Source organism: Hyphomicrobium sp. (genome assembly GCF_019753045.1).
In the GTDB taxonomy this organism is placed as follows: Bacteria; Pseudomonadota; Alphaproteobacteria; order Rhizobiales; family Hyphomicrobiaceae; genus Hyphomicrobium_B.
In genome coordinates this window covers 299,998-320,737 of sequence record NZ_JAIELN010000002.1, presented here as the reverse complement: position 1 = coordinate 320,737, position 20,740 = coordinate 299,998, and the positions used below count along the sequence as shown (strand labels likewise).

Genomic DNA, 20,740 nt, shown 5'->3' with positions numbered 1-20,740 from the left:
GGATTTTGTCCCGCTTATTCGCCCGGAATGACGGCGGGCTCGATGGATTTCCGCGCGGAACGCCGGCGCTTGGCAGCGAGCGCCCGCATCGCTTCGGCAGCCAAAATGCGACGCTGCAGGTAAGGCGAGAAATAGCCCGCGTAGCGGCGCCAAAGATCCGACCGCATCCAGTCGTCTCCCGAGACATGGCCACGACAGTGAGGCGAGCCGCAGGAGCACGGGAACTCGTCGTAGGGAGATCCGTCGCTCGTCGCGTAGTCGTAGGTGATTTCCTCGCCGGGCCCGATATCGCGCATGGCGACGAGCGCAATCTGGCCGGAGAGACCGGAATTCGGATCACAGCTGTGATTGACGTAATCCGGCGGCTCGCAGTCAGAAAGCGAGACGAGGTACTGGTTTTCCTCGACTTGCAGCGAATAGCGCCGGACCGTCTGAGGCATCTCGTTCAATTCCTCGCCAGTCACGAGCGTACCACTCCAGACGACGATCAGTTCGCCCTTGGCGATCGCGTCCCGTGCGACGACGGTGTGGCCGCCGCGATCGGGTGTCGGATGAACTTCGCATTTGGGAGTGAGGAAAGAGTGGGGCCTGTCGCTCATTCAATGACCTCAATTGGCCTCACGAGCGTGGGCACGGCGCAACCGCGGAAAGCGAACCATGACACCTGTCCCTCGATTTGCTGCTAGCCGTCAGCAAACGTCGCATCAGATAGTTTCGTCGCGCGCGATGTCAACGGCGAAAAGTGGGCATTTGCATGATGAAAGCACGCCGACATTTATGTCTTGAGCGCGCGAGCGGAAAAAATGTTCCGAGAAGAGCTGAATACTGACGATATTCGGCAATCGGCGGCAAAGGGCGCGGCTGTTGCCCTCCGCGATCAATCCACAGGAACTTCGCTCACGCCTTGCGCGACAGGACGGCAATGAAGAAGCCGTCGGTCCCGTGGCGGCCCGGAGTCAGCAGCAGCGAATCGGACCGGCCGTCGGCCGACGGCGGAAGTTCGCCCGAGGCCGTGTCCCAAAGTCTTGCGGCTGGGACGGCTGTGAAAGCGGGATTTTCCTCGAGAAAACGCGCAATCTGCCCGGTGTTCTCCTCGGGAAGAACCGAGCACGTGACGTAAACCAGCCGGCCGCCGGGCTTCACCAATGCTGCCGCGCGCTTCAGAACTGTCCGCTGTTCATCCGTCCGCGCCTTCAGCGCTTCGGGCTTAACGCGCCACTTGGCGTCCGGACGCCGCCGCCACGTGCCGGTACCCGTGCACGGCGCATCCGCGAGGACGACATCGAAGCGGGGGCCGAGGCCGTCGACCGCGGCTTCGTCGCCAGCCCTCAGCACCTGCAGATTACGTACGCCCGCGCGCTTCACCCGTTCGAAGATGGGCTTCAGCTGGTTGCGATCGTGATCGTAGGCATAGAGCTGACCGGTGTTCTGCATCAGCGCCGCAAGCGCCATCGTCTTGCCGCCAGCACCGGCGCAAAGATCGAGCACCTGCTTCCTCGGTCCGGCGCCGGAGAGGAGAGCGGCGATCTGTGAACCCTCGTCCTGAATTTCGAACCAGCCCGCCTGGAACGCCGCTTCGGCTTGCAGGTTAGGTGTGCGCTGCGCGCCGACGGGCGGCGGTACTCGGACGCCGATGGGAGAAATGGGGCACGGCTCGGCGCCGAAGCTTGCGAGCGCTTTCAAGACCTTTTCGCGCGTGGACTTCAGGGTGTTCACCCGGAGGTCGGCCGGCGCGCGGCGGGCCATTGCCTGGCCTTCGGCGACGGCGCGATCTCCGAATTGGGCGGAAAACTCGGGCCACAGCCATTCGGGAATGTCGGCTTTGACGTGGTCGGGAGCCTCGTCGAGCGGACGCGTCAGGCCGAGCCGCTCGGCCTCGGTTAAAGGTTCGGGCGAATGATCCGCGCCATCGCAAGCGGCGATGACAGCCTCCGGCGTCAGATCCAACGCCGAGGAGGCAGCGCCGATGGCGAGCGCGCGCGGCGTGTCCGATCCCAGCGCCCAGGCAATCGACGAGCGGCGGCGCAGGGCGTCATAGACCATTCCGCCGATGGCGTTGCGGTCGCCGGAACCGGCAAAGCGGTGCGCCTTACCCCAGTCGGTCAAGGCCATGGAAACGGGTTGATAGCGATTGAGGATCTGTTCGAGAACCTCGATCGCGGCCGCGATACGTGCGCCGGGCTTCATGCAGAGATCATTTCAAGTGCCAGTTTCGGATGCCGGTCTCAGGTTCCGGTCAGGATTTTTATCGCGAAGACGATCCACATCGCGATCAGCGCCGCCGCTCCGAGGCCGAAAATGCCTCCGCGATGGCTGACGTTGTTGTACGTCACGTGGATGTAGGCGTGGATGATGCGCGTGATGACGAAAACCCACGCTAGCGTGAGCAGCAGCACGTCGCCGGTCTTGGTGATCAAGATGAAGGCGACGAGGGCGTAAAAGAGCACCGGCAGTTCGAACTGGTTCCTGAAGGCGTTGGCATACTGCGTCACCTTCTTCGGCCACGCCGGCTCACCGAGCGCGATGGCGTCGGAGCGTACTTCGCCGCTGCTCAGAGATCTGGTACGCGTGACCGCCATCATGATGAGGACCACGAAAGTCAGCCCCGCTTGGACGAATACCGGCAGCAGGAAATCAGTGACTGTCATCTTTGTCCCCCTCGCCGGCTTTGCGCGAACGTCCTTCTCATTATCTCAGCTGCCGACGCCCGGATAGTTCGGACTTTCGCGTGTGATCATGACGCCGTGGGCATGGCTTTCGCGAATTGCGGCCGGAGAAATGCGAACGAACTTCGCGCGCTTCTGCAGCTCGGGGATCGTCTTGGCGCCGAGATACCCCATGCCGGCGCGCAATCCGCCGACGAGCTGGTGAACGACGGCTTCCATCGGCCCCTTGTAAGGAACCTGACCCTCGATGCCTTCCGGGACGAGCTTCAGCGTGTCGCGCACTTCGGCCTGGAAGTAGCGGTCTGCCGAACCGCGCGCCATCGCGCCGACCGAGCCCATGCCACGGTAGGATTTGTAGGTTCGGCCTTGATAAAGGTACGTCTCGCCCGGCGCTTCGTCGGTGCCGCCGAGAAGCGATCCGATCATGACGCAGGATGCGCCCGCTGCAATCGCCTTCGCGATATCGCCGGAAAAGCGGATGCCGCCGTCCGCGATGACGGGAACGCCCGAGCGTGCGGCTTCCTTCGCGCAATCCATAACGGCGGTCAGCTGCGGAACGCCGACACCCGCCACGATGCGCGTCGTGCAGATCGAGCCCGGGCCAATACCGACTTTGATCGCGTCGGCGCCCGCGGCGATCAGAGCTTTGGTTGCATCGGCCGTCGCGACGTTGCCGGCGATGACCTGGACGCTGTTCGATTGGTGCTTGATGCGCGCGACGGCCTCGATGACCTTCGCGGAGTGGCCGTGCGCGGTGTCGACGACAATCACGTCGCAACCGGCGGCGATAAGGCGCTCGGTGCGCTCGAAGCCATCTTCGCCGACCGTCGTTGCGGCAGCGACGCGCAGGCGTCCCTGAGCATCCTTCGACGCGTTGGGGTGCTTGGTCGCCTTCTCGATGTCCTTGACGGTGATGAGGCCGATGCAATTGCCGGCGTCATCGACGACAATCAGCTTTTCAATGCGGTTCTGATGGAGCAGGCGCTTCGCTTCTTCCTGGGAAACGCTGCGCTTGACGGTCACCAGATTTTGCTGGGTCATCAACTCCGAGACCGGCTGATCCAGTCTCGTTGCAAACCGGACGTCGCGGTTCGTCAGGATGCCGACGAGCTTGCCCTTCCCGGCGCTGCCGTCGGGTGCTTCCGTTCCGCCCGAAACGACCGGAACACCCGTGACGCCCTTATCAGCCATCAGCTTCAGGGCTTGGCGCAGCGTCTTTTGGGGTGCGATCGTCACCGGGTCGAGGACGATGCCGCTTTCGTAGCGCTTCACCAGACCGACGTGGCGCGCCTGCTCTTCGATGGTGAGGTTGCGGTGGATCACGCCGATGCCACCCTCCTGGGCCATCGCGATCGCCAGCCTTGCCTCGGTGACGGTGTCCATCGCCGACGACAGAAGGGGAATGTTCAGGCGGATGGACTTGGTCAATTGGGTCGAGACGTCCGCCTGTCCCGGCATCACGTCGGACGGCCCGGGGACGAGCAGCACGTCATCAAAGGTAAGCGCGATCCCCGAATCGAGCGCCGATAGGCTCGAAGTCATGCGGACTTCTCCAAATTTGGGGGGGCGACACGTTCGGGCCCCCTGGGGCGGAACATTGTCGCGGGGTCTATAGCACCAAGGTTCCGCGCTTGGAAGCGCCCTTAGCCGCGTCAAATGGGGATTGCGCTCACCAATTAACAGAGAGCGTAAACGCCAACCGTCATTGCGGTGTCGCAGGATGCTGCCAGATTGCTCTCACGGGGTTCAAAGCCCCCATGAGATTCGCTTCGAATTCGGGCTGTTGGCGGGCGCTTTGCGCGTAATCCCGCCTCCGGCCTGAGGTGAGCAAGCCAGCGTGCAGCCGTTAGCCGGCCTCTGGCTCCGTCCGTCCCCGAAAGCCCGTTGCCAGCACGTAAAGTTCCGAGCTTTCGGCTCGGCTTGCCGGCGGCTTGACGTGGCGCACCGTCTTGAAGTCGCGCTTCAAGGCGTCGAGCAGGTCACGCTCGGTGCCTCCTTGAAAGACCTTGCAGAGGAAGACGCCGCCGGGTTCCAGCACGTCGGCCGCGAAGGCGGCGGCGGCTTCGGCGAGCCCCATGATGCGCATGTGATCGGTTTTGGCGTGGCCGACCGTTGGCGCGGCCATATCCGACAGGACGACATCGGCCCGGCCACCCCGCAGATGCGATTTCAGAAGGTCTTCGGCGTTCGGATCGGTGAAATCCATTTCGATGATCTCGACGCCAGTGATCGGCTCGAAATTCAAGTAGTCGATCGCGACGACCTGGCCTTTGCCCTCCGCAGCCTTGACGCGCTCGGCTGCCTCTTGCGACCAGCCGCCAGGAGCCGCCCCAAGGTCGATGATCCGCTGACCGGATTTCAGAAAATGGTATCGCGCATCGATCTCGCGCAGCTTGTAGGCCGCGCGCGAACGCAGCCCTTCCCGCTTCGACGCCGTTACGTACGGATCGTTCAACTGACGTTCGAGCCAGCGCGCAGACGAAACGGAGCGTTTGCGCGCCGTTTTGACGGTCGTGCGCATCTGGCGCTGACCGCCGCTCAGGCTGCTCGCGCGATTGCCGCTGCCGCCCTTTCTGTTGCCTTTGTCTGCCACGATTATCTAGCGCCGTTTGACTGCTTCGAACGTCCACGCCGGCGGCGTCCTGCACGCCAGACACCGTCTTCCATCATCAGTCGCATCAAAATGCCTTCTCTAAGTCCGCGGTCGGCTACCCGCAGGCGCTCCGCGGGCCATTGCTTCAATATCGCGTCGAGGATCGCGCACCCGGCAAGAACGAGATCGGCCCGTTCCCGTCCGATGCAGGGTTGCATAACGCGCTCTTCGTAGGTTTGTCCGAGAAGCGTCGACGTTACGTCGTCGATGTCGGAGACGTCCAACCAGATTCCATCGACGCGCTTGCGATCGTAGCGTTCCAGCCCGAGCTTCACGCCCGCGATCGTCGTAACCGTTCCGGATGTGCCGAGGAAGTGGACAGACTTGCCGGCCATCTGCTCGGAAAATCGATGCTTCGCTTCGAAGGGCACGAGCAGCTCGGTCACGGCACGCGACATCGCCTTGAACGTTCTCGGGGTGACGTCACGGCCGCCATAGTGCTCAGCCAATGTCACGACGCCCACCGGAAGAGATTCCCAAGCGACGATCGCATCGTTGACGTCGGAGCGTCCGGTTAGCACATCGCGGCGGGTCCCGAGCCGCGTCATATCAAGCCAGATGATCTCCGACGAGCCGCCACCGATATCGAACACCAGAACATAATCCGCGGCGGCATCGATCAGCGTCGCGCAACCCGCGACAGCCAAATGCGCTTCGAGTTCCGGCGTCAGTATCTCGATGTCGAGATCGAAGATGTCTTTGACCTTATTGACGAAGGCTGGTCCGTTGTCGGCGACCCGGCAGGCTTGCGTCGCGACAAGGCGTGTCCGCGCAACATGATGACGTTGCAATTTGCCGGCGCAGATCTTCAGCGCATCCAGCGTGCGGTTCATCGCCAGCTCGGAAAGACGACCCGTCTGGCTGACGCCTTCGCCGAGACGAATGATGCGCGAAAAAGCGTCCACCACGCGAAAGCCGCGCCGCGACGGTCGCGCCAGAAGCAGGCGGCAATTATTGGTGCCGAGGTCGAGAGCGCCGTAGATCTGTTCGCCGGGATGGTCGGGTCCGGCGGTGAAGGCCCGTTCATCGAAGCTCTGGCGCTGCCACGCGTTCGGGCTGTCACGCCATGGTGACGACCCCACACGGTTCGACAGCACGCCGGGCGCCGCACGGTTTCTTTGGCGAAACTGGCGCTCGCCGCCATTGATGACGCGAGTCACCGGCGCTAACTTTTCTTGCCCCGGGGCAATGCCGACGTTGTCGTCAGAGCTATCTGGGGGTCCTGCGCCGTCAGACCGGTCAGGACCTGAGTGTTCAGGCTTCAACGTCGTTCTCCAGGACCTGGTATAGCATCAGCTTGCCGCGGTGCAGCCGAGCTCGTCAGGCCGTTTAATCTGGACCTCTGTTGAGGCGAGTGTAGCAGGTCGCGCCCCGCCGTAAAGCTCTGGCGGGGCATTGCTTAACGATGCGAAGCGAGCGGAGCGTATTTTGGCTGAACTGGCCGCGTTTTATCGATGCTGAGGCGAAAGAGAATTTTGCTCGCTGCATTTGCCGCGGCGGGACTTTTCCGAGTTGCCTCGCCGACCTTGGCGGACAACGTCGGCAATGGTGAAATCGCGTCTCGTCTGCAATCGGCGTATCCCGCATTCGTATCGGGCGTCGAAGGGAACGAGGTCGTCTTTAAAGATGGCTCGAGGCTTCCGCTTTCCGACGGCCGGGATAAGCCGTTCGACGCGTGGCTCGCCGATCCCGATATAAGAGACATGTTTCGATTTAAGTATCCACGCGGCGCACCGGCTCTTCCTCCAGCTCGCGACTTCGATCCCGGCCGCGCACGCAACGCTCAGTTCTTTTCGAAGATCTATGGCGACTGCCGAAAGCCGGGATTCGCTTCATCGCTGACGACGATCACGTGGCTCCCTTCGAAGGCCGCACAACATATCCAGATTTCCAGATTGAACGGCGTTGCGGAACATCTGCGCGCGGTCAGCCGCGAGCTTGACGCTCTTCCGGCAAAATTCGACGTGTTTCTCGTTCCGGCCGCCGGAGCTTACGTGTGCCGGCCGATCGCGGGGACCGAACGGCGCTCGGGTCACGGCTATGGCATCGCGATCGATATTGCGACGAGACGCTCTCACTACTGGCGGTGGGCAAGTGGCGGTCCGGGCGCCAGCCGCTACCGCAACGACATTCCGATGGAGATCGTCGACATCTTCGAGAAGCACGGGTTCATTTGGGGCGGTCGGTGGTTCCATTACGATACGATGCACTTCGAATACCGGCCCGAACTGCTTCCCCCACAAAAGTAGTTTCGGCTTCGCCTGCACCACTCCCGGCGAGCCTCGCTTTTCCACCGCCGAAAAGTTGGCGCTCAAACCGTGCGTCGCCACCTTCACCCGCCAAATTGCGGGCTTTGACGCCGATTGGTCGCCTGCGATCTTCGAAAGCCTGCCCCGCGACGGCAAGACCATGGATCGCGAGCTTGCAGTCATCGGAGGCTGCTGCTATGACCCGCGCTCCGGCGGCCAACGTGCCGTCCGATCCCGGCTTTGGGGGATCGTCTAATGGTAGGACTGCAGACTCTGACTCTGCCTGTCTAGGTTCGAATCCTAGTCCCCCAGCCAGCCAGTCTTGCCCGAAATTCCGTCTCTACCCTCAGCAAACCGCGGGCCGGAAAAGTGGCGATATATCCATGGGTTACGCTAACACCTACAGCTACTGCGGCGCATTAGCCGTCCTCCACCTGACTAGTTTTGAGCCCCTAGGGAGCCCTCGTCTCCGTTGGTGGAATCGCGGCTAGCAGTTTGAAAGGGGCAGCCGCAAAGCCAATAAGCCCGGGGCCCACAATCAGCGATCGAATCCCAGCTGGCGACGTTGTTGTGCCCAGTCGAGAGCCAAATCCGTCCGGTACATGAGCTGCTTGAGACTCAGATCCGCAGGCTGTCGGCCCTCAAGAATAGCCGAGATGATGCTCGGTGCCAAAAACGCCAATGGCCAATGAGAGCGCACATAAGATGAAGGCAATCCGTGCCGATGGGCGATCTCGTTCAAATTACAGACCCGGCCCATCTTCAACTCCTCGACCCAGACATGTGCCCGCGCGATCGCGGTCAAAAGAGTTTCGTCGGGGACGCCCGGAGCCATGAAACTAGCTCCAACAATAAGCTTCTGCTCGACACCACGTTTCGCAATCTGGAGCGGAACCACGATCTTATGGTTTCCTAGCTCATGGTCGGTCGCATCTTTGAGATGGAATGTTTTGGCGAGCGAATCCAGCGAAACGGTGATCGCAATCGACTTCTCAGCGATCTCGATTTCTTGAATAATTTTGTGAAGTTCGTTCCGAAGCTTGTGCGGATGATCGATACTGAACGTATCACCAAGCGCGGCAGCGGCCACGAGTACACTCTTAGCATTAGCTGGAGCCATCCGATGCAAGCCAACAAGGCTGCTCAAGCGACTCTCGTCTTGCAAAAGCGATCTCAGAGCGTCGACGATGATCTGTTCAAGTTCTGTTGCCGGAATTCGCCAGCGCTTGTCATCGTTGGACGGCCTGCCACGGACAGACGATTGTGAGACGTAATACCGGTACCGAAGACCTCTCTTGCTTGTGTGGGTTGGAGTTAACCGCTCGCCGGCACCGTCGAAAACAAGTCCAGCAAGAGGACTGGGTACGCGCGATCGTTCTTTACGGCGATAGATAACGCGATTTCCATTGAGCAACCTCTGAGCACGATCCCACATCTCTCGCTCGATAATGGGTTCATGTAGTCCCGGATAAACCTTTCCGTTATGTGTTATCTGGCCGATGTGAACGGGATTCCGAAGGATCAAATAGAGGCTGCCGCGTGAGATCGGATGACCGCCGATGATCCTGCCGTCTAAAGTGGTTCGACGGTGAGAACAGACACGGCGTACTCGGAGTTCGTCAGCAAGTAGATGCACGGATCCCAGTTTGAGATATCGATCAAAGATCGACCGTACTTTTTCAGCCTCACCAGTATTGATCTTGAGCGAACGATCCTTGGCCTCATAGCCGAGCGGCACATTCCCTCCCATCCACATGCCTTTGGCTTTAGATGCCGCGATCTTGTCTCGGATACGCTCGCCCGCGATTTCTCGCTCGAACTGGGCAAAAGACAATAGGACGTTCAGAGTCAAACGGCCCATGGACGTTGTCGTGTTGAACTGCTGCGTGACGGCAACGAATGAGATTGCCTGTGCGTCAAGGATCTCGACGATTTTGGCGAAGTCTGCGAGAGACCGTGTGAGGCGATCGACTTTGTAGACGACGATTACGTCGACGCGCTTCCCCTGGACATTGGCTAATAGTTGCTTCAGGCCGGGGCGCTCCATAGTGCCACCCGAGAATCCACCGTCGTCGTAGCGGTCGGGCAGCTCGACCCAACCTTCGTGCTTCTGGCTGGCAACATAGGCTGCGCAAGCTTCCCGCTGCGCGTCGAGTGAATTGAAGTCTTGGTCCAACCCCTCGTCTGACGACTTGCGCGTGTAGATCGCGCAACGGATGATCTTGCGTTCAGCCATTCGTGGTATTCCGCTCCTTCGCAATTCCGAAGAAACGGGGCCCATTCCATTTTGCTCCGCTTATGGCTTGTGCCACCGCCGATAGGCTCTTGTAGGTATGTCCCTCCCAAACGTAGCCATTGTCGGTGACGATTACCTCGTGGGTTATTCCATGCCATTCGCGCAGCAGCCTCACACCGGGTTTGATGTGAACCAAGCCGACTGGGTTTGTTAGCGTCTTTCCTCGCGCGGCCGCATGGAGTTGCCGCTTTAAAGACTGGGGAGGACCTCCCAACTCGCGCTCCTGCATCGCATATGCGGCTGCCCGGCGAAGAAATTCCATGCTCGCATAACGAGGAGGCTCACGTTTCGTGAGCCTTCTCCAGTGCCCGATGAGTTCATCTCTTGATGCGCCAGCGAGGTCGATCAGCTCGCGTTGTAGTTTGTTTTCCGACATGATCACGCTCAGCGCAGGCGGTAACGTCGAGGACCGTCTTCTGGTTTTTCCGATATAGCCTCGAGGCCGTGACGCTTTTTTAACGTGCCTGCAAGGAAGCCACGCACGGAATGCTGCTGCCAGCCAGTCGCCTTCATCATTTCGGGAAGCGTCGCGCCGCGCTTCGTTTTAAGCAACGCGATCAGGCTTGCACTTTTCGTAACGCGTGGAGCTGGCGGTACTGCTTTTGCCGCGCTTACAGTTTGCGCCAATGTGATAGCTCTGGATTTAGATTGGGCTATGCGGGCCATGGGGGTTTTTTCCTTGGAATATCGGCCTAATTGCCGATGTTCCCACTGCCCAAAGCCCCGGTACTTCGCCGAGGAAATGCCGGCAGACGCGCGTGCGCCGCGACGACGGCACTACTGCTTCCTTTGCCTTGGAAGTCCAGTCGAATTCCGCGAAAAGTCCAGTACAGTTAAGAGGTCGTTTGCTCATTGCTCGACGAGCCATGAGCCGAATCTGGCCCGCTCTTTGGGCGCGTGAAGTGCGCCGACAAGAAATTCCATCAAAAGATTTCAAAAATCATCGCTTACGCACTTGGGATTTACACATGATGTCTGCATAGAGAGAAATCTATCAGGCGATAGTGCCTGGCGAACGGGCCCTCACACATCCTGCAGCACAACACTCAGGCGAATCTCAGCTGATGGGGGTTCCCTGCCTATTCGCAAGATTATCATGCGCCGCGCCGTCTGGAGCGCCTGTTCGGATTGCAGATAGTGGCAGCCGCCAAGTTACATGATAGTGTTTATTGCCTACGGCGAACAGTGTGGCGGGTGCGATGGAAGACGAAGTTCCCAGTGGCGAGTCAGAAAGCGAAATAACTCGCGCCTATGTCGAGAAGCGGATTGACGACTGGTTGCAGCGCGTAAATGCCCTGCTAGCGAGCATAAAAATATGGGCCGCCGATCACCGGTGGGCTGTCGAACAAGGCGCACCCGCACCAATGCTCGAAGACCTCATGGTCCGCTTCAATTTGGAACCGCGAGACCAACCTACGCTCTCACTGCAAAGCCCTCAGGGATATATGATCTGGATTAAGCCCAAAGGGCTTTGGGTGATAGGCGCAAACGGTCGAGTCGATATCTATTCGCCGTTGGGCGCGTTTGTGCTGTTGGATACGGCCGACAAATTTGAACCGGCACATTGGGAACTATTCACACCCGGCAAAACGCCGTTACCGTCAAAGAAGAAAAGTAAGAAGGCATCTAACAGGAGGACCAAGTTTACGCCAGCGCAGCTCGCGGAGTTGGTCTAGTCATGCACAAGGTGCCGGAAATAAAAGCTGCGTATGATTGGGCGATAAAGGCATACTCTGCTGAGGTAGCAACTGCCATGGCAGCGGGAAATAGATTGGCTGTAGAAAGGTTGGACGGTACCCGCGACCTATTGGAAAGGGGATTTTTTGTCCTACTGTTTGGTCAGTTTGAGGCGGAGGTTACACAACTGTTTGAGCGAGTAAGGGACAAACGGAGCGCCGTAGCCAACTGGGTTACCAGAAGAGGGTGGGATGTCCCCGAATATATAGGAAAGCGGGTGCCATTTGAAACCAAACTGGCGCTGGTGCTGGATCGACGCGATGCCGCGCATGGCAAGGTACTAAGAGCATACGCCACGCGAAATCATTGTGCTCACGGCGGTCACACGGAGCCCGTTGGGTCTATCGATCAGTTTGTGAATGACCTTTACGCATGGCAATCTCGTTTAACAAAATAGCATGCGCGTGAATCGCGTCTTCTGTTGCGAGCGGCTTAGCATCTCCTCCTTTCTGGGCATCGGCATTATGCGATAAAGCTGCAAGATTTTATTGGCGGACCTCGCCACTTCTCCGTTGCCGAGTAACGTCTCGAACTTTTCGCAGTCAGCTAAAGGGGACAGTGCTGAAGTTTAAGGGCCATAGTTGATGACCCCAGCGGACTCGCTGCCTTCAGAAACTATCAGGCAGTTTGGCCATCAGCCGAGCCTGCCACTCGCTATAACGTGGCTTGTACGCGGGAAGGCTTCTACATTCGAGTGCTCGCTCGATCCCGATCAACTCAACTACTTGGTCACACCGAGGCTCGCCGATGCGCATCCGTGCCTCGCGGAGAGCCCGGTACACAGCCTGGGAAAGTTCGGCAGAGTTGAGCCCAGCCCTTACGAGAGGATGCAGGAACAGATCGAGTGTCCAACCCGGCTCCTCGAACGTCAAAAGTACTGCTCGCGAGCGTCCTTTCCTTTCGTCGATGATGGGAAAGAGCCTCCGGCTGGATGCAATCGCGATCGTCGAGGCTTCGCCGTCATCAAGAGACGGCGCGCGGCCAACGAGGTCGGTAAACACTTCGCGCTCTTCATCTGTCATAGCGACAATTTCCACGAGCCCGAGGGCAATGAGCCCTTGAAGGAAGCCATGCTCCCCGTTCTCCTGGCTAGTCTCGTTTTCTAATTCCTGGGCAACAATTTCCGGCACGATAAAGCCGTTCGGAATGGTCTGGAGAATCCGCTCGCCACATCGTGAAGCATGCAGATTAATGAGCACGCTCGTGTCGAGCACTAGTGATCGATCTTCTTCAATCAGAAAGCTTGAGCCGGTCATTCGCCTCGCTGTCCTCAAGCTCAATTTGATCGACGATTTTTCGGATCTTCACCCGACTAACCTTGAGTAGACCTGCTAGCTGTCCTTCTGACATCAATTCACGCTTCCAGGCAGCATGGGCCATCAGACTCATACGGTGCGAAATCAGAAGATCTGCATCGAGCTATTAAGGAAAATTCCGTACTTCACGGCGACGGTTTGAAGGACGCCCTGATCTGACGAGAGCTTATTGAGCTGATCTTTGGAAAGCTCTTTGAGGCCCCGCGCCCGACGGATGTCCAACACCAATTCTTGGGTGCGCGCCCACCCCAGTGGTACTTTGCCGTCGATCGGATCCCAATCGGTTAGGACACTGTAGGGGAGAGAAAGCAGCTCGGCCATCCTGACGTAGGGCGCGAAATTGATCCCATCAACGCTGCAGATCGTCAGGCCACGTTCGTCGAGATTGTGTCCGGCTGCCGCCGCGAATCCGGGTAACAACACCTCTGCAGCCGGGCCTTCAACAAAGATCACGCCGCGAGAAAACAGTAGCTCCGCGCGCGTTGCGTCTAGATAGCCTTCCAAATCCTCTCGGTCCGCCTTGGATAGGCTGAGCGCCGCGAGAGAGTGCCCTTGGGAGCCCCCTTGGGGATGGTCCGGCAAGGGGCGGTTCGCTCGGCGTCTGGCAGATCGGATCAGCTCGCTCACACCGCCCAAGTACATCGCCGATGCGGTCAATCACGTTGTCGAGAAGCTCGCATGAACTCGAAGCGTCGGCTCCAGGCCTGCCTGCAATCGCTTGAAAAGAACAAAGAACAAGCTGCTGCGGCCCGTATGAAGACCAATGCCGTCGTGCTCGCCGGGCCCGGAAGTGGAAAGACGAAGACACTCACGACTGCTATGGCTCGTACGCTCATTGAGGATGTGGAGGAACCGCGTGGTGTTGCTTGCATCACATATAACAACGAGTGCGCCTACGAGTTGGAAGACCGCCTTAACGCGCTTGGAATTGAGCGCGACGATCGCACCTTCATCGGAACTCTTCATAGCTTTGCTCTCACTCAAATCATTCTCCCTTACGGCCGCTGTGTGTTGCCTGATTGGGTCAACGGCTTAAGCGTCGCAACAGAGGAGGAACGAGCGGAAGCGATTGCGATCGCCCATGCCAACACTATCGGTGGCAACGACGATCCGAAAAAGCGTTGGGAGTTTGCTTCAGACAAGCGCAAAAGGATTATTGACCGTGAGGCTCCAGATTGGAGGGGGCGCAATCCAGAACTCGCGGATTTCATCGAGGCCTACGAAGCCGAGCTACGTTCTCGCAAGAAGATCGATTTCGACGACATGCCCTTACTCGCGTACGACATGGTCGCCCATCATGCATGGATCCGCGATTCTATTCGCGCCAAGTACCCTGTTCTCTTCATTGATGAGTACCAGGATCTTGGCCGCGCTCTCCATCTCCTAGTGCTGAAGCTCTGCTTTGAGAGCGGTATCCGACTATTCGCTGTCGGAGATGCCGACCAGTCCATCTATGGCTTCAATGGCGCAGAGCCTTCGCTCCTGGACGAATTGTCGATGCGTGCAGATGTCAGTACGATACAGCTCAAGTTTAACTATCGATGCGGCACGCGAATTATCCGCGCTTCAATGGCCGCGCTTGGCGAGGAGCGCGATTACAAAGGACCAGATGGGGCGCATCAAGGTCTCATCAGCTTCCACCCCATAAAGGGCGGCCGCGCCGCTCAAGCGACGTTTGTGCTAAATACCCTGGTTTCCCAGCTGCAGGACGCGGGCTACAGCCTGAACGAAATCGGTGTTCTATACCGATGGGCGAAACATGGCAAAGACCTGGTCGAACTCGCCGAGGCCAAAGGAATTCCTTTTGTTCGCGCGGACAACCAAGCTTTGATCAAACGAAATTCTCCAGTCGCCCGCTTCGTGGAACGTTGCGCTCGTTGGGCGATCGGCGGCTGGAGGCTCGCGGACCCCAAATTCGCGCATCTGCTGCGCGAAGCCACATCGCTGGTATTCGGTACGACTGCAAAGGAGCAGGAGCGAAAGCAACTAGAATCTGAACTAGTCAAATTCCTGAAGCCTGTCGATCCCCAATCACCGGTCCATGACTGGCTCCGACAATTTCGAGACGAGGTTGTCGCTCCGTGGTCTGCACGGGCTCGGACCATAGGCGAGAATTGGACCGATCTCGATGAGATGATCGAGCGAACTACGCCGAACGGAAAGGGAAGCGCGCTTGGCATGGGTGTCTTTTGTGGTGACACATCGGGCTCGGGGGCGCTGAACTTGTCGACGTTTCACAGCGCGAAGGGACGAGAGTTTCGAGCTGTTATTCTCTTGGAGATGAATGATGACGTCATTCCCAATCACAAGAGCAGGTCGAACAAGATGAGAAGATTTAAGGCTATTTGCCTGAACTTGAGTACTGCTTCACTCCCCCTTCGTTCACCCCCGGATGCTCAAAAGCATCATGTCGCCGGTGCTGCTAGGCCAACTCGACGGCGACTTTCCGATCGACTGTCTTCAAGAGAGCGACGAACTGCGAGACGGCGAGATCGATCCGCTCTTTCACGACGGGATCGATGATCACGCCGTCGATAAAATTGCTGTCCGCGGCATAAACGGCAGTCGGGACCGTCAAAGCCGAGAAGAATCCAAACAGCGGCCTCAATTGATGCTCGATGACCAGGGCGTGACGCAAACCGCCGCCTACAGCAGCGAGCAGGACGGGCTTGCCTACAAGGGCTGTCGGGTCCACGAAGTCGAAAAGATGCTTGAGCAGCCCCGGATACGAGCCCTTGTAAACCGGAGCCGAGACGATAAGCGCTTCAGCGTTTTCGATAGCCTCTAGAACTTTCCGAGCATCCGGAGAAAGCCCTGTTCGCACGAACGCGCCTAAGCCCGGCCCCGCATCGACGAGGTCGAAAGAGCGCACATCAATTCGCGCACGCGCAGCGATTGCCTCGCTCACGTGAGCCGCGAGCGCCCTCGATTTGGACGGACGATGCATATTGCCACTGACGGCGACAACGTTAAGCGGAACTGTTGGCAGTGCTGACATGTCTCTGGTTCTCGATAGGAGCCGCCTCAATGGAGTAGAGCGCTTTCCATTCAGCGAAACGTTGGCGATCAGTGGACGCGGTAGACGATGGCGCCGGAGCTTCCGACACCAACTCAATAGCCCCGATGTGGATCGACAATGTCGGGCAACGGCCGTCGTTCGCGATAGCGATTGATATTGTCGACGAGCTTGTCGATGAGCTTGTCGAAAGCTCCCTCAGTTATCATGGAAATATGCGGCGAGAGCTGCACGCGAGGATGCGTGTAGAAGGGATGCCCCTCCGGCAGCGGCTCCGGGTCTGTGACATCCAGGCTCGCGAGACCGATCACCTCACGATTCAAGGCATCGAGCAGAGCCTCTTGATCGATAAGCGAGCCGCGCGCGACATTGATGAAGTGCAGCCCGCGCTTGGCTTGCGCCAGAACGTCTTTATCGATGATGCGATAGGTTTGCGGTGTCGCGGGAAGCGCGAGAACGGCATAATCGGACTGCGCCAACAGCGCGCCGATGTCAGGCGCGCGTTCGACACCGTCGATCCCAAGTGGCGCGTCGGTGCGTCGGTGTGCCACGACGCGAAAGCCAAAGGGCAGGGCGAGTTCGGCGATCCTCCGCCCGATCGCGCCGAAACCGATCAGGCCGAGCGTGGCGCCGGCGACATCGCGCGTCCGCAATTTATTTCTTTCCCATTCTTCGGGACTATGCGCCCAGAGCTCGGGCAGCCGGCGGGCAGCGTTTAAAATCGTGGCGAACACATACTCGGCGATCGGCTGCGCCGAGGGACCTCGAGCGCAAGTGACGAGCGGTGCGTCGAATACCCAGCGGGGATAGCCGTCAGAGCCCGCCGAGAACAATTGAACCCAGCGGATGGCTCCAGGCCATGCCGCAGGTGTCTCACTCAATGCCCGGACTTCCGCCGCACGCAATGGCATGGCGAGGAGCACTTCAGCATCGCTCGCCGCGATATCGAAGTCTCCCCGCGCCAGATCGACAAACGCAAGCCCCGGGACACGTTGGGCAATCCTCTCGTTGAAGGCTTTGCCCAATTGGCTCGCGATAACGAGAGGCCGCACCTTGGCATCGATAATTTGGTTCATCCGGCCTTGGCTTCCACTCTGGGCGCAGCGGCCTCACGTTCGGCCACGGCCTTGCGGACAAGCGGAATAAGCTCGCGACCATATTCGATCGTATCCTCAAGCGGATTGAAGCCGCGGATCAGAAAGGTCGTGATGCCGAGATCATAATATTCGAGCAGTGATTCAGCGACCTGTTCGGGCGTGCCGACCAGCGACGTGGAATTGCCCTTAGCACCGGTCAGCGCGGCGATTTCAGTCCACAGTCGCTTATCGACGACACGGCCGGTCGCAGCGGTTTCAAGCAGCCGTAGCGAGCCGACATTTACCGGCGGATTGCTGCGTTGATAAAAGGAATTTTGCGCGACCGCGGCTTTGGCCTTGGTCAAAATCTCGTCCGCCTTTTCCCAGGCCTTGGCTTCGGTCGCGCCGAGAACGGGACGTAGGGACAGACTGAATTTGATCTGATTGGCGCGGCCGAAGGGCGCGGCGGCGGCGCGGACACGCGCGATGGTCTCACGCACCTGGGCGAGCGATTCACCCCATAGGGCATAAACATCGGCAAAGCGCCCTGCCACCTTGATCGCCACGTCAGAAGCGCCGCCGAAATAGATCGGAATATGCGGCTTCTGCGTCGGCTTGATCGATGAGAACGCACCTTTGAACTTGTAATAGGTGCCTTCGTGATCGATCGGCTGATCGTTGGTCCAGATCTCCTTGAGGATCTGGATATATTCCTCGCTTCGCGCATAGCGCTGATCGTGATCGAGATAATCGCCGTCGCGCTGCTGCTCCTGATCGTCTCCGCCGCTGATGATGTGAATAGCGAGTCGGCCGTCACTGAACTGATCCAGCGTCGCGAACGCCCGCGCCGCGTATGTCGGAGAGATGAAGCCCGGCCTGTTGGCGAGCAGGACCGCAATGCGATCGGATTGATGGATGATGTCCGCCGCGATTTGCAAGCCATCGACAGAGGCGCTCGAATGAGCGATCAGGATCCGGTCGAAGCCGCTGGCATCGTGCGCCTTCACGAGGGCACGAAGATATTTCTTGTCGAGAGCCGGTCCCTTCGGCGCGATGCTCTCCGAAGTTTCCTGCGCGACGACCATTCCAATGAATTGCACAGACATGAGACACCCCCGGGGAACTTTTGTGCGGCAACGGCTGCCACAAGAACTCTATCGGCAGGGACGCCTGGAAAACATTTCATATCCTTCAAGCCGTGCATTGAAGAAACTCACGGGGGGGGCCTGGTTTCTCCCCCCTGCCCTGACCGGAGGGCTGTCCAATATTCCCGGCGGCACGCTCCCCCATTCGCCGTCCTCCCCGCGTCCATGATGCGCAGCATGGCTCCCATGCATTTTGGGAGAGTTCCTCAGCGCCGGAGAGACTCTCTTCCATGACGGAGAACTGTGGGGTCTGCACGCGATCAAGAGATCGTTGAAGCACACATTTCATTTTTTCATTCTGACGTACCGCCGCCGGCGCTTAGAACATGACTTGTTCAGTAACGGAGGTTGTGATGACAGCCCTTGCCTTCCCTAGCCCTCAAGGCATCCCGCGGAATATCTCGCCGGAAGAATGGTCTGTCCGGGTTAATCTCGCAGCATTCTATCGGCTTGCAGCGATTTACCAGTGGGACGACCTTATCTTCACTCACATTTCCGCGCGCGTGCCGGGCAAGGAGGAACATTTCATCATCAATCCTTATGGCCTGATGTTCGAGGAAATCACCGCCTCCAGCCTGGTGAAGATCGATCTTGACGGCAATCTCGTCGAGGAAAACGATTACGGCATCAATTATGCCGGCTTCGTGATTCATTCCGCGATTCACGCCGCTCGGCCAGATGCGCTTTATATCGCGCATTTTCATTCCGCCGATGGAGTCGCCGTTTCCGCTCAGGCCGACGGTTTGCTGCCACTGAACCAGCGCGCGCTCGCTATCATTCCCTCGCTCGCCTATCACGATTACGAAGGCATAGCGTTGAACCTTGACGAACGGGCGCGGCTGATCGCCGATCTCGGCGACAATAACTATTTTCTTTTGCGCAATCACGGCACGCTCGCGCTTGGGTCATCGCCCGGCGCCGCGTGGACCCGAATCTATTCGCTCGAATCTGCGTGCACCGCGCAAGTACGGACGCTATCGATTGGACGCGATAAAGTTCTGATTGCTCCAGAGACAGCGCAAGTGGAAGTGCGTCAACAGATTAATCGCACCCGCAAGCCTGTCGAAGGTAGCAAGAGCGCCTATGAACTCGCCTGGGAAGCTTCCTTACGCAAGGCAACACGGCACTCGCCTGGTTTCGACCGATAAAATCGCCGCCATCAATTCTTATAGCGTGATCGGCCTCGCCATAAAAAAAGTAAACTGGAATGTCCTTCTCTCGCAAAATGAAACTCGGCCATATCCTTCATGGTGTCGGCCGTACCTGGGACGATTGGCGCCATCCCGACCGTGACGTTCATGCAAGCACCAGTTATCCCATTTACCTTCATCAGACGCGGCTCGCCGAAGAAGGTAAGTTCGATTTCGTCTTTGTTGCCGATTCACTCTCGATCAACGAAAAATCCAGTCCACATTATCTGAGCCGCTTCGAGCCGATCACCATTTTGTCGGCGCTTGCGGGAGCGACCCGCTACATCGGACTCGTCGGCACTGTGACAGTGAGCTACTCAGAGCCTTTCAACGTGGCCCGGCAATTTGCCTCGCTCGATCATATCAGCAGTGGCCGCACGGGCTGGAACGTCGTTACATCCTGGCTCGGCGAGACGGCGGCAAACTTCAGCCGCGACAAACATCCAGAACATGCCGAACGCTATCGCATCGCTGCGGAATATCTAGACGTCGTCCAGGGACTTTGGGACAGTTGGGAAGACGATGCGCTTGTCGGCGATAAGCAAAGCGGCACTTTCGTCGATCCTGCCAAACTGCATCGGCTCGATTACAGGGGTCAATACTTTCACGTCCGGGGGCCGCTTAACATCAGCCGTTCCCCCCAGGGTCAGCCGGTGATCTTCCAGGCCGGCGCCTCGGACACCGGCCGGAATTTCGCCGCCCGGCGCGCGGAAGTCATTTTTACTATCCCGCAAAATCTCGAAGAGGCGCAGGAATTTTATCGCGACGTCAAGCAACGGGCCCGCAATGCCGGACGTGGTGAGAAGCTGCCTTACGTATTCCCTGGTATCAATCCCGTCATCGGACTTACGCCGCAGGATGCCGAAGCGCGATACCAGGAGTTGGTTTCGCTTGGCTCGTTGAAAACGGGTCTCGGCATGATTTCTCGGATGTTCAGCGACCACGATTTTTCTCAGTATGACCTCGACGGTCCCTTTCCCGACGTCGAAGTCCTGGGTCGTGATTCGAGCCAAAGCAATTCACAACGCATCTTGAAAGCTGTGCGTGCCGGTAATCTGACCTTGCGCCAGATTGCCCAGCAAATCGCAACGCCGCGGAGCGAATTCGTGGGGGCGCCCGACGAGATTGTGGACCGGCTGAAATATTGGTTTGAGAACGAAGCCGCAGATGGTTTCATTTTCTTCGAAACTCTTCCAGGGCAACTCGAGATTTTTGTCCGTCATGTCGTTCCGCGCTTGCAGGAGCGAGGTCTGTTTCGCAATGATTACACGCACCACACATTGCGTGAAAATCTCGGGCTGGACATTCCCGTCAACCGCTATAGGGCACAACGCTTTGCCCGCAGCGGCGCCTGATCCGCGCCATGAGCCGTCTCGCTGCGAAAAAAGTTGGGATC

Annotated in this window: 20 protein-coding genes and 1 tRNA gene; 7 read left to right on the top strand and 14 right to left on the bottom strand. The window is 58.6% G+C overall.

Annotation, left to right across the window (positions count from 1 at the left end):
• Positions 1-14 precede the first annotated feature (14 nt).
• The 6 genes from K2Q04_RS01955 to K2Q04_RS01930 form a co-directional block, all read right to left on the bottom strand.
• Positions 15-599 carry an SET domain-containing protein-lysine N-methyltransferase gene (locus K2Q04_RS01955; RefSeq protein ID WP_291158518.1) on the bottom strand — a complete coding sequence of 195 codons (585 nt, stop codon included), beginning with the start codon at positions 597-599 and terminating at the stop codon, positions 15-17.
• Positions 600-897: 298 nt separating this feature from the next.
• Complete coding sequence (locus tag K2Q04_RS01950) at positions 898-2,187, bottom strand: RsmB/NOP family class I SAM-dependent RNA methyltransferase (protein ID WP_291158516.1); 1,290 nt, start codon at positions 2,185-2,187, stop codon at positions 898-900.
• Between the two features lie 38 nt (positions 2,188-2,225).
• Positions 2,226-2,648 carry an MAPEG family protein gene (locus K2Q04_RS01945; RefSeq protein ID WP_291158514.1) on the bottom strand — a complete coding sequence of 141 codons (423 nt, stop codon included), beginning with the start codon at positions 2,646-2,648 and terminating at the stop codon, positions 2,226-2,228.
• Between the two features lie 45 nt (positions 2,649-2,693).
• Positions 2,694-4,208, bottom strand: a complete 1,515-nt coding sequence (guaB, locus tag K2Q04_RS01940) for an IMP dehydrogenase (RefSeq protein ID WP_291158512.1) — start codon at positions 4,206-4,208, stop codon at positions 2,694-2,696.
• Positions 4,209-4,512: 304 nt separating this feature from the next.
• Positions 4,513-5,187, bottom strand: coding sequence for an RlmE family RNA methyltransferase (locus K2Q04_RS01935; RefSeq protein ID WP_291159104.1), 675 nt, complete (start codon positions 5,185-5,187; stop codon positions 4,513-4,515).
• 74 nt (positions 5,188-5,261) lie between these two features.
• The gene (locus tag K2Q04_RS01930) at positions 5,262-6,584 is read right to left on the bottom strand and encodes a Ppx/GppA phosphatase family protein (RefSeq protein WP_291158510.1); all 1,323 of its coding nucleotides are present in this window, start codon (positions 6,582-6,584) and stop codon (positions 5,262-5,264) included.
• Positions 6,585-6,794: 210 nt separating this feature from the next.
• Between K2Q04_RS01930 and K2Q04_RS01925 the strand changes: the two genes are divergently transcribed.
• Complete coding sequence (locus tag K2Q04_RS01925) at positions 6,795-7,568, top strand: M15 family metallopeptidase (RefSeq protein ID WP_291158508.1); 774 nt, start codon at positions 6,795-6,797, stop codon at positions 7,566-7,568.
• A gap of 241 nt (positions 7,569-7,809) precedes the next feature.
• Positions 7,810-7,883, top strand: a tRNA-Gln gene (locus tag K2Q04_RS01920).
• Between the two features lie 223 nt (positions 7,884-8,106).
• Here K2Q04_RS01920 and K2Q04_RS01915 read toward each other — a convergent pair.
• From K2Q04_RS01915 to K2Q04_RS01905, 3 genes are read right to left on the bottom strand one after another with little or no spacing between them, the layout of a single operon-like run.
• Positions 8,107-9,804 (bottom strand): recombinase family protein, encoded by a 1,698-nt coding sequence (locus K2Q04_RS01915; protein ID WP_291158506.1) that lies wholly within the window; start codon positions 9,802-9,804, stop codon positions 8,107-8,109.
• Complete coding sequence (locus K2Q04_RS01910) at positions 9,797-10,240, bottom strand: DUF2924 domain-containing protein (RefSeq protein ID WP_291158504.1); 444 nt, start codon at positions 10,238-10,240, stop codon at positions 9,797-9,799. Before K2Q04_RS01910 ends, K2Q04_RS01915 begins: the two co-directional genes overlap by 8 nt.
• Positions 10,241-10,248: 8 nt before the next feature.
• Positions 10,249-10,530 carry a DUF3489 domain-containing protein gene (locus K2Q04_RS01905; RefSeq protein ID WP_291158502.1) on the bottom strand — a complete coding sequence of 94 codons (282 nt, stop codon included), beginning with the start codon at positions 10,528-10,530 and terminating at the stop codon, positions 10,249-10,251.
• A 533-nt stretch (positions 10,531-11,063) separates the two neighbouring features.
• Here K2Q04_RS01905 and K2Q04_RS01900 point away from each other — a divergent pair.
• Both K2Q04_RS01900 and K2Q04_RS01895 read left to right on the top strand, forming a co-directional pair.
• Entirely contained in the window at positions 11,064-11,540 is a 477-nt protein-coding gene (locus K2Q04_RS01900; RefSeq protein ID WP_291158500.1) for a hypothetical protein, read from the top strand.
• Positions 11,541-11,542: 2 nt separating this feature from the next.
• Complete coding sequence (locus K2Q04_RS01895; RefSeq protein ID WP_291158498.1) at positions 11,543-11,998, top strand: hypothetical protein; 456 nt, start codon at positions 11,543-11,545, stop codon at positions 11,996-11,998.
• A gap of 211 nt (positions 11,999-12,209) precedes the next feature.
• On the opposite strand, the gene K2Q04_RS01890 is transcribed toward K2Q04_RS01895, so the two are convergent.
• Together K2Q04_RS01890 and K2Q04_RS01885 are read right to left on the bottom strand one after the other, a co-directional pair.
• Complete coding sequence (locus K2Q04_RS01890) at positions 12,210-12,857, bottom strand: DNA-binding protein (protein ID WP_291158496.1); 648 nt, start codon at positions 12,855-12,857, stop codon at positions 12,210-12,212.
• A 144-nt stretch (positions 12,858-13,001) separates the two neighbouring features.
• On the bottom strand, positions 13,002-13,421 hold the full coding sequence (locus K2Q04_RS01885; protein WP_291158494.1) for an ATP-dependent endonuclease: 420 nt from the start codon (positions 13,419-13,421) through the stop codon (positions 13,002-13,004).
• 174 nt (positions 13,422-13,595) lie between these two features.
• Here K2Q04_RS01885 and K2Q04_RS01880 point away from each other — a divergent pair, with 174 nt between their 5' ends.
• A complete protein-coding gene (locus K2Q04_RS01880; RefSeq protein WP_291158492.1) occupies positions 13,596-15,440 on the top strand; it encodes an ATP-dependent helicase in 1,845 nt (614 codons plus the stop codon).
• Here K2Q04_RS01880 and msuE read toward each other — a convergent pair.
• The 3 genes from msuE to K2Q04_RS01865 all read right to left on the bottom strand — a co-directional run bounded on the left by msuE (position 15,340) and on the right by K2Q04_RS01865 (position 18,115).
• Complete coding sequence (gene msuE, locus K2Q04_RS01875; protein ID WP_291158490.1) at positions 15,340-15,915, bottom strand: FMN reductase; 576 nt, start codon at positions 15,913-15,915, stop codon at positions 15,340-15,342. The two genes, K2Q04_RS01880 and msuE, sit on opposite strands and share 101 nt — an antisense overlap.
• Before the next feature lie 113 nt (positions 15,916-16,028).
• On the bottom strand, positions 16,029-17,009 hold the full coding sequence (locus tag K2Q04_RS01870) for a D-isomer specific 2-hydroxyacid dehydrogenase family protein (protein WP_291158488.1): 981 nt from the start codon (positions 17,007-17,009) through the stop codon (positions 16,029-16,031).
• On the bottom strand, positions 17,006-18,115 hold the full coding sequence (locus K2Q04_RS01865) for an LLM class flavin-dependent oxidoreductase (RefSeq protein WP_291158486.1): 1,110 nt from the start codon (positions 18,113-18,115) through the stop codon (positions 17,006-17,008). Before K2Q04_RS01865 ends, K2Q04_RS01870 begins: the two co-directional genes overlap by 4 nt.
• A 392-nt stretch (positions 18,116-18,507) precedes the next feature.
• Between K2Q04_RS01865 and K2Q04_RS01860 the strand changes: the two genes are divergently transcribed.
• On the top strand, positions 18,508-19,302 hold the full coding sequence (locus K2Q04_RS01860; RefSeq protein WP_291158484.1) for a class II aldolase/adducin family protein: 795 nt from the start codon (positions 18,508-18,510) through the stop codon (positions 19,300-19,302).
• 59 nt (positions 19,303-19,361) lie between these two features.
• Positions 19,362-20,699, top strand: coding sequence for an LLM class flavin-dependent oxidoreductase (locus tag K2Q04_RS01855; protein WP_291158482.1), 1,338 nt, complete (start codon positions 19,362-19,364; stop codon positions 20,697-20,699).
• Positions 20,700-20,740 lie beyond the last annotated feature (41 nt).

What these genes read in the sequence shown, in the direction of transcription:
- K2Q04_RS01915 (WP_291158506.1), bottom strand. Translation starts at nt 9,804, where the DNA reads ATGGCTGAACGCAAGATCATCCGTTGCGCGATCTACACGCGCAAGTCG.
- K2Q04_RS01890 (WP_291158496.1), bottom strand. Translation starts at nt 12,857, where the DNA reads ATGACCGGCTCAAGCTTTCTGATTGAAGAAGATCGATCACTAGTGCTC.
- guaB (WP_291158512.1), bottom strand. Translation starts at nt 4,208, where the DNA reads ATGACTTCGAGCCTATCGGCGCTCGATTCGGGGATCGCGCTTACCTTT.
- K2Q04_RS01910 (WP_291158504.1), bottom strand. Translation starts at nt 10,240, where the DNA reads ATGTCGGAAAACAAACTACAACGCGAGCTGATCGACCTCGCTGGCGCA.
- K2Q04_RS01880 (WP_291158492.1), top strand. Translation starts at nt 13,596, where the DNA reads ATGAACTCGAAGCGTCGGCTCCAGGCCTGCCTGCAATCGCTTGAAAAG.
- K2Q04_RS01945 (WP_291158514.1), bottom strand. Translation starts at nt 2,648, where the DNA reads ATGACAGTCACTGATTTCCTGCTGCCGGTATTCGTCCAAGCGGGGCTG.
- K2Q04_RS01860 (WP_291158484.1), top strand. Translation starts at nt 18,508, where the DNA reads ATGACAGCCCTTGCCTTCCCTAGCCCTCAAGGCATCCCGCGGAATATC.
- K2Q04_RS01955 (WP_291158518.1), bottom strand. Translation starts at nt 599, where the DNA reads ATGAGCGACAGGCCCCACTCTTTCCTCACTCCCAAATGCGAAGTTCAT.
- K2Q04_RS01895 (WP_291158498.1), top strand. Translation starts at nt 11,543, where the DNA reads ATGCACAAGGTGCCGGAAATAAAAGCTGCGTATGATTGGGCGATAAAG.
- K2Q04_RS01950 (WP_291158516.1), bottom strand. Translation starts at nt 2,187, where the DNA reads ATGAAGCCCGGCGCACGTATCGCGGCCGCGATCGAGGTTCTCGAACAG.
- K2Q04_RS01900 (WP_291158500.1), top strand. Translation starts at nt 11,064, where the DNA reads ATGGAAGACGAAGTTCCCAGTGGCGAGTCAGAAAGCGAAATAACTCGC.
- msuE (WP_291158490.1), bottom strand. Translation starts at nt 15,915, where the DNA reads ATGTCAGCACTGCCAACAGTTCCGCTTAACGTTGTCGCCGTCAGTGGC.
- K2Q04_RS01855 (WP_291158482.1), top strand. Translation starts at nt 19,362, where the DNA reads ATGTCCTTCTCTCGCAAAATGAAACTCGGCCATATCCTTCATGGTGTC.
- K2Q04_RS01870 (WP_291158488.1), bottom strand. Translation starts at nt 17,009, where the DNA reads ATGAACCAAATTATCGATGCCAAGGTGCGGCCTCTCGTTATCGCGAGC.
- K2Q04_RS01865 (WP_291158486.1), bottom strand. Translation starts at nt 18,115, where the DNA reads ATGTCTGTGCAATTCATTGGAATGGTCGTCGCGCAGGAAACTTCGGAG.
- K2Q04_RS01905 (WP_291158502.1), bottom strand. Translation starts at nt 10,530, where the DNA reads ATGGCCCGCATAGCCCAATCTAAATCCAGAGCTATCACATTGGCGCAA.
- K2Q04_RS01935 (WP_291159104.1), bottom strand. Translation starts at nt 5,187, where the DNA reads ATGCGCACGACCGTCAAAACGGCGCGCAAACGCTCCGTTTCGTCTGCG.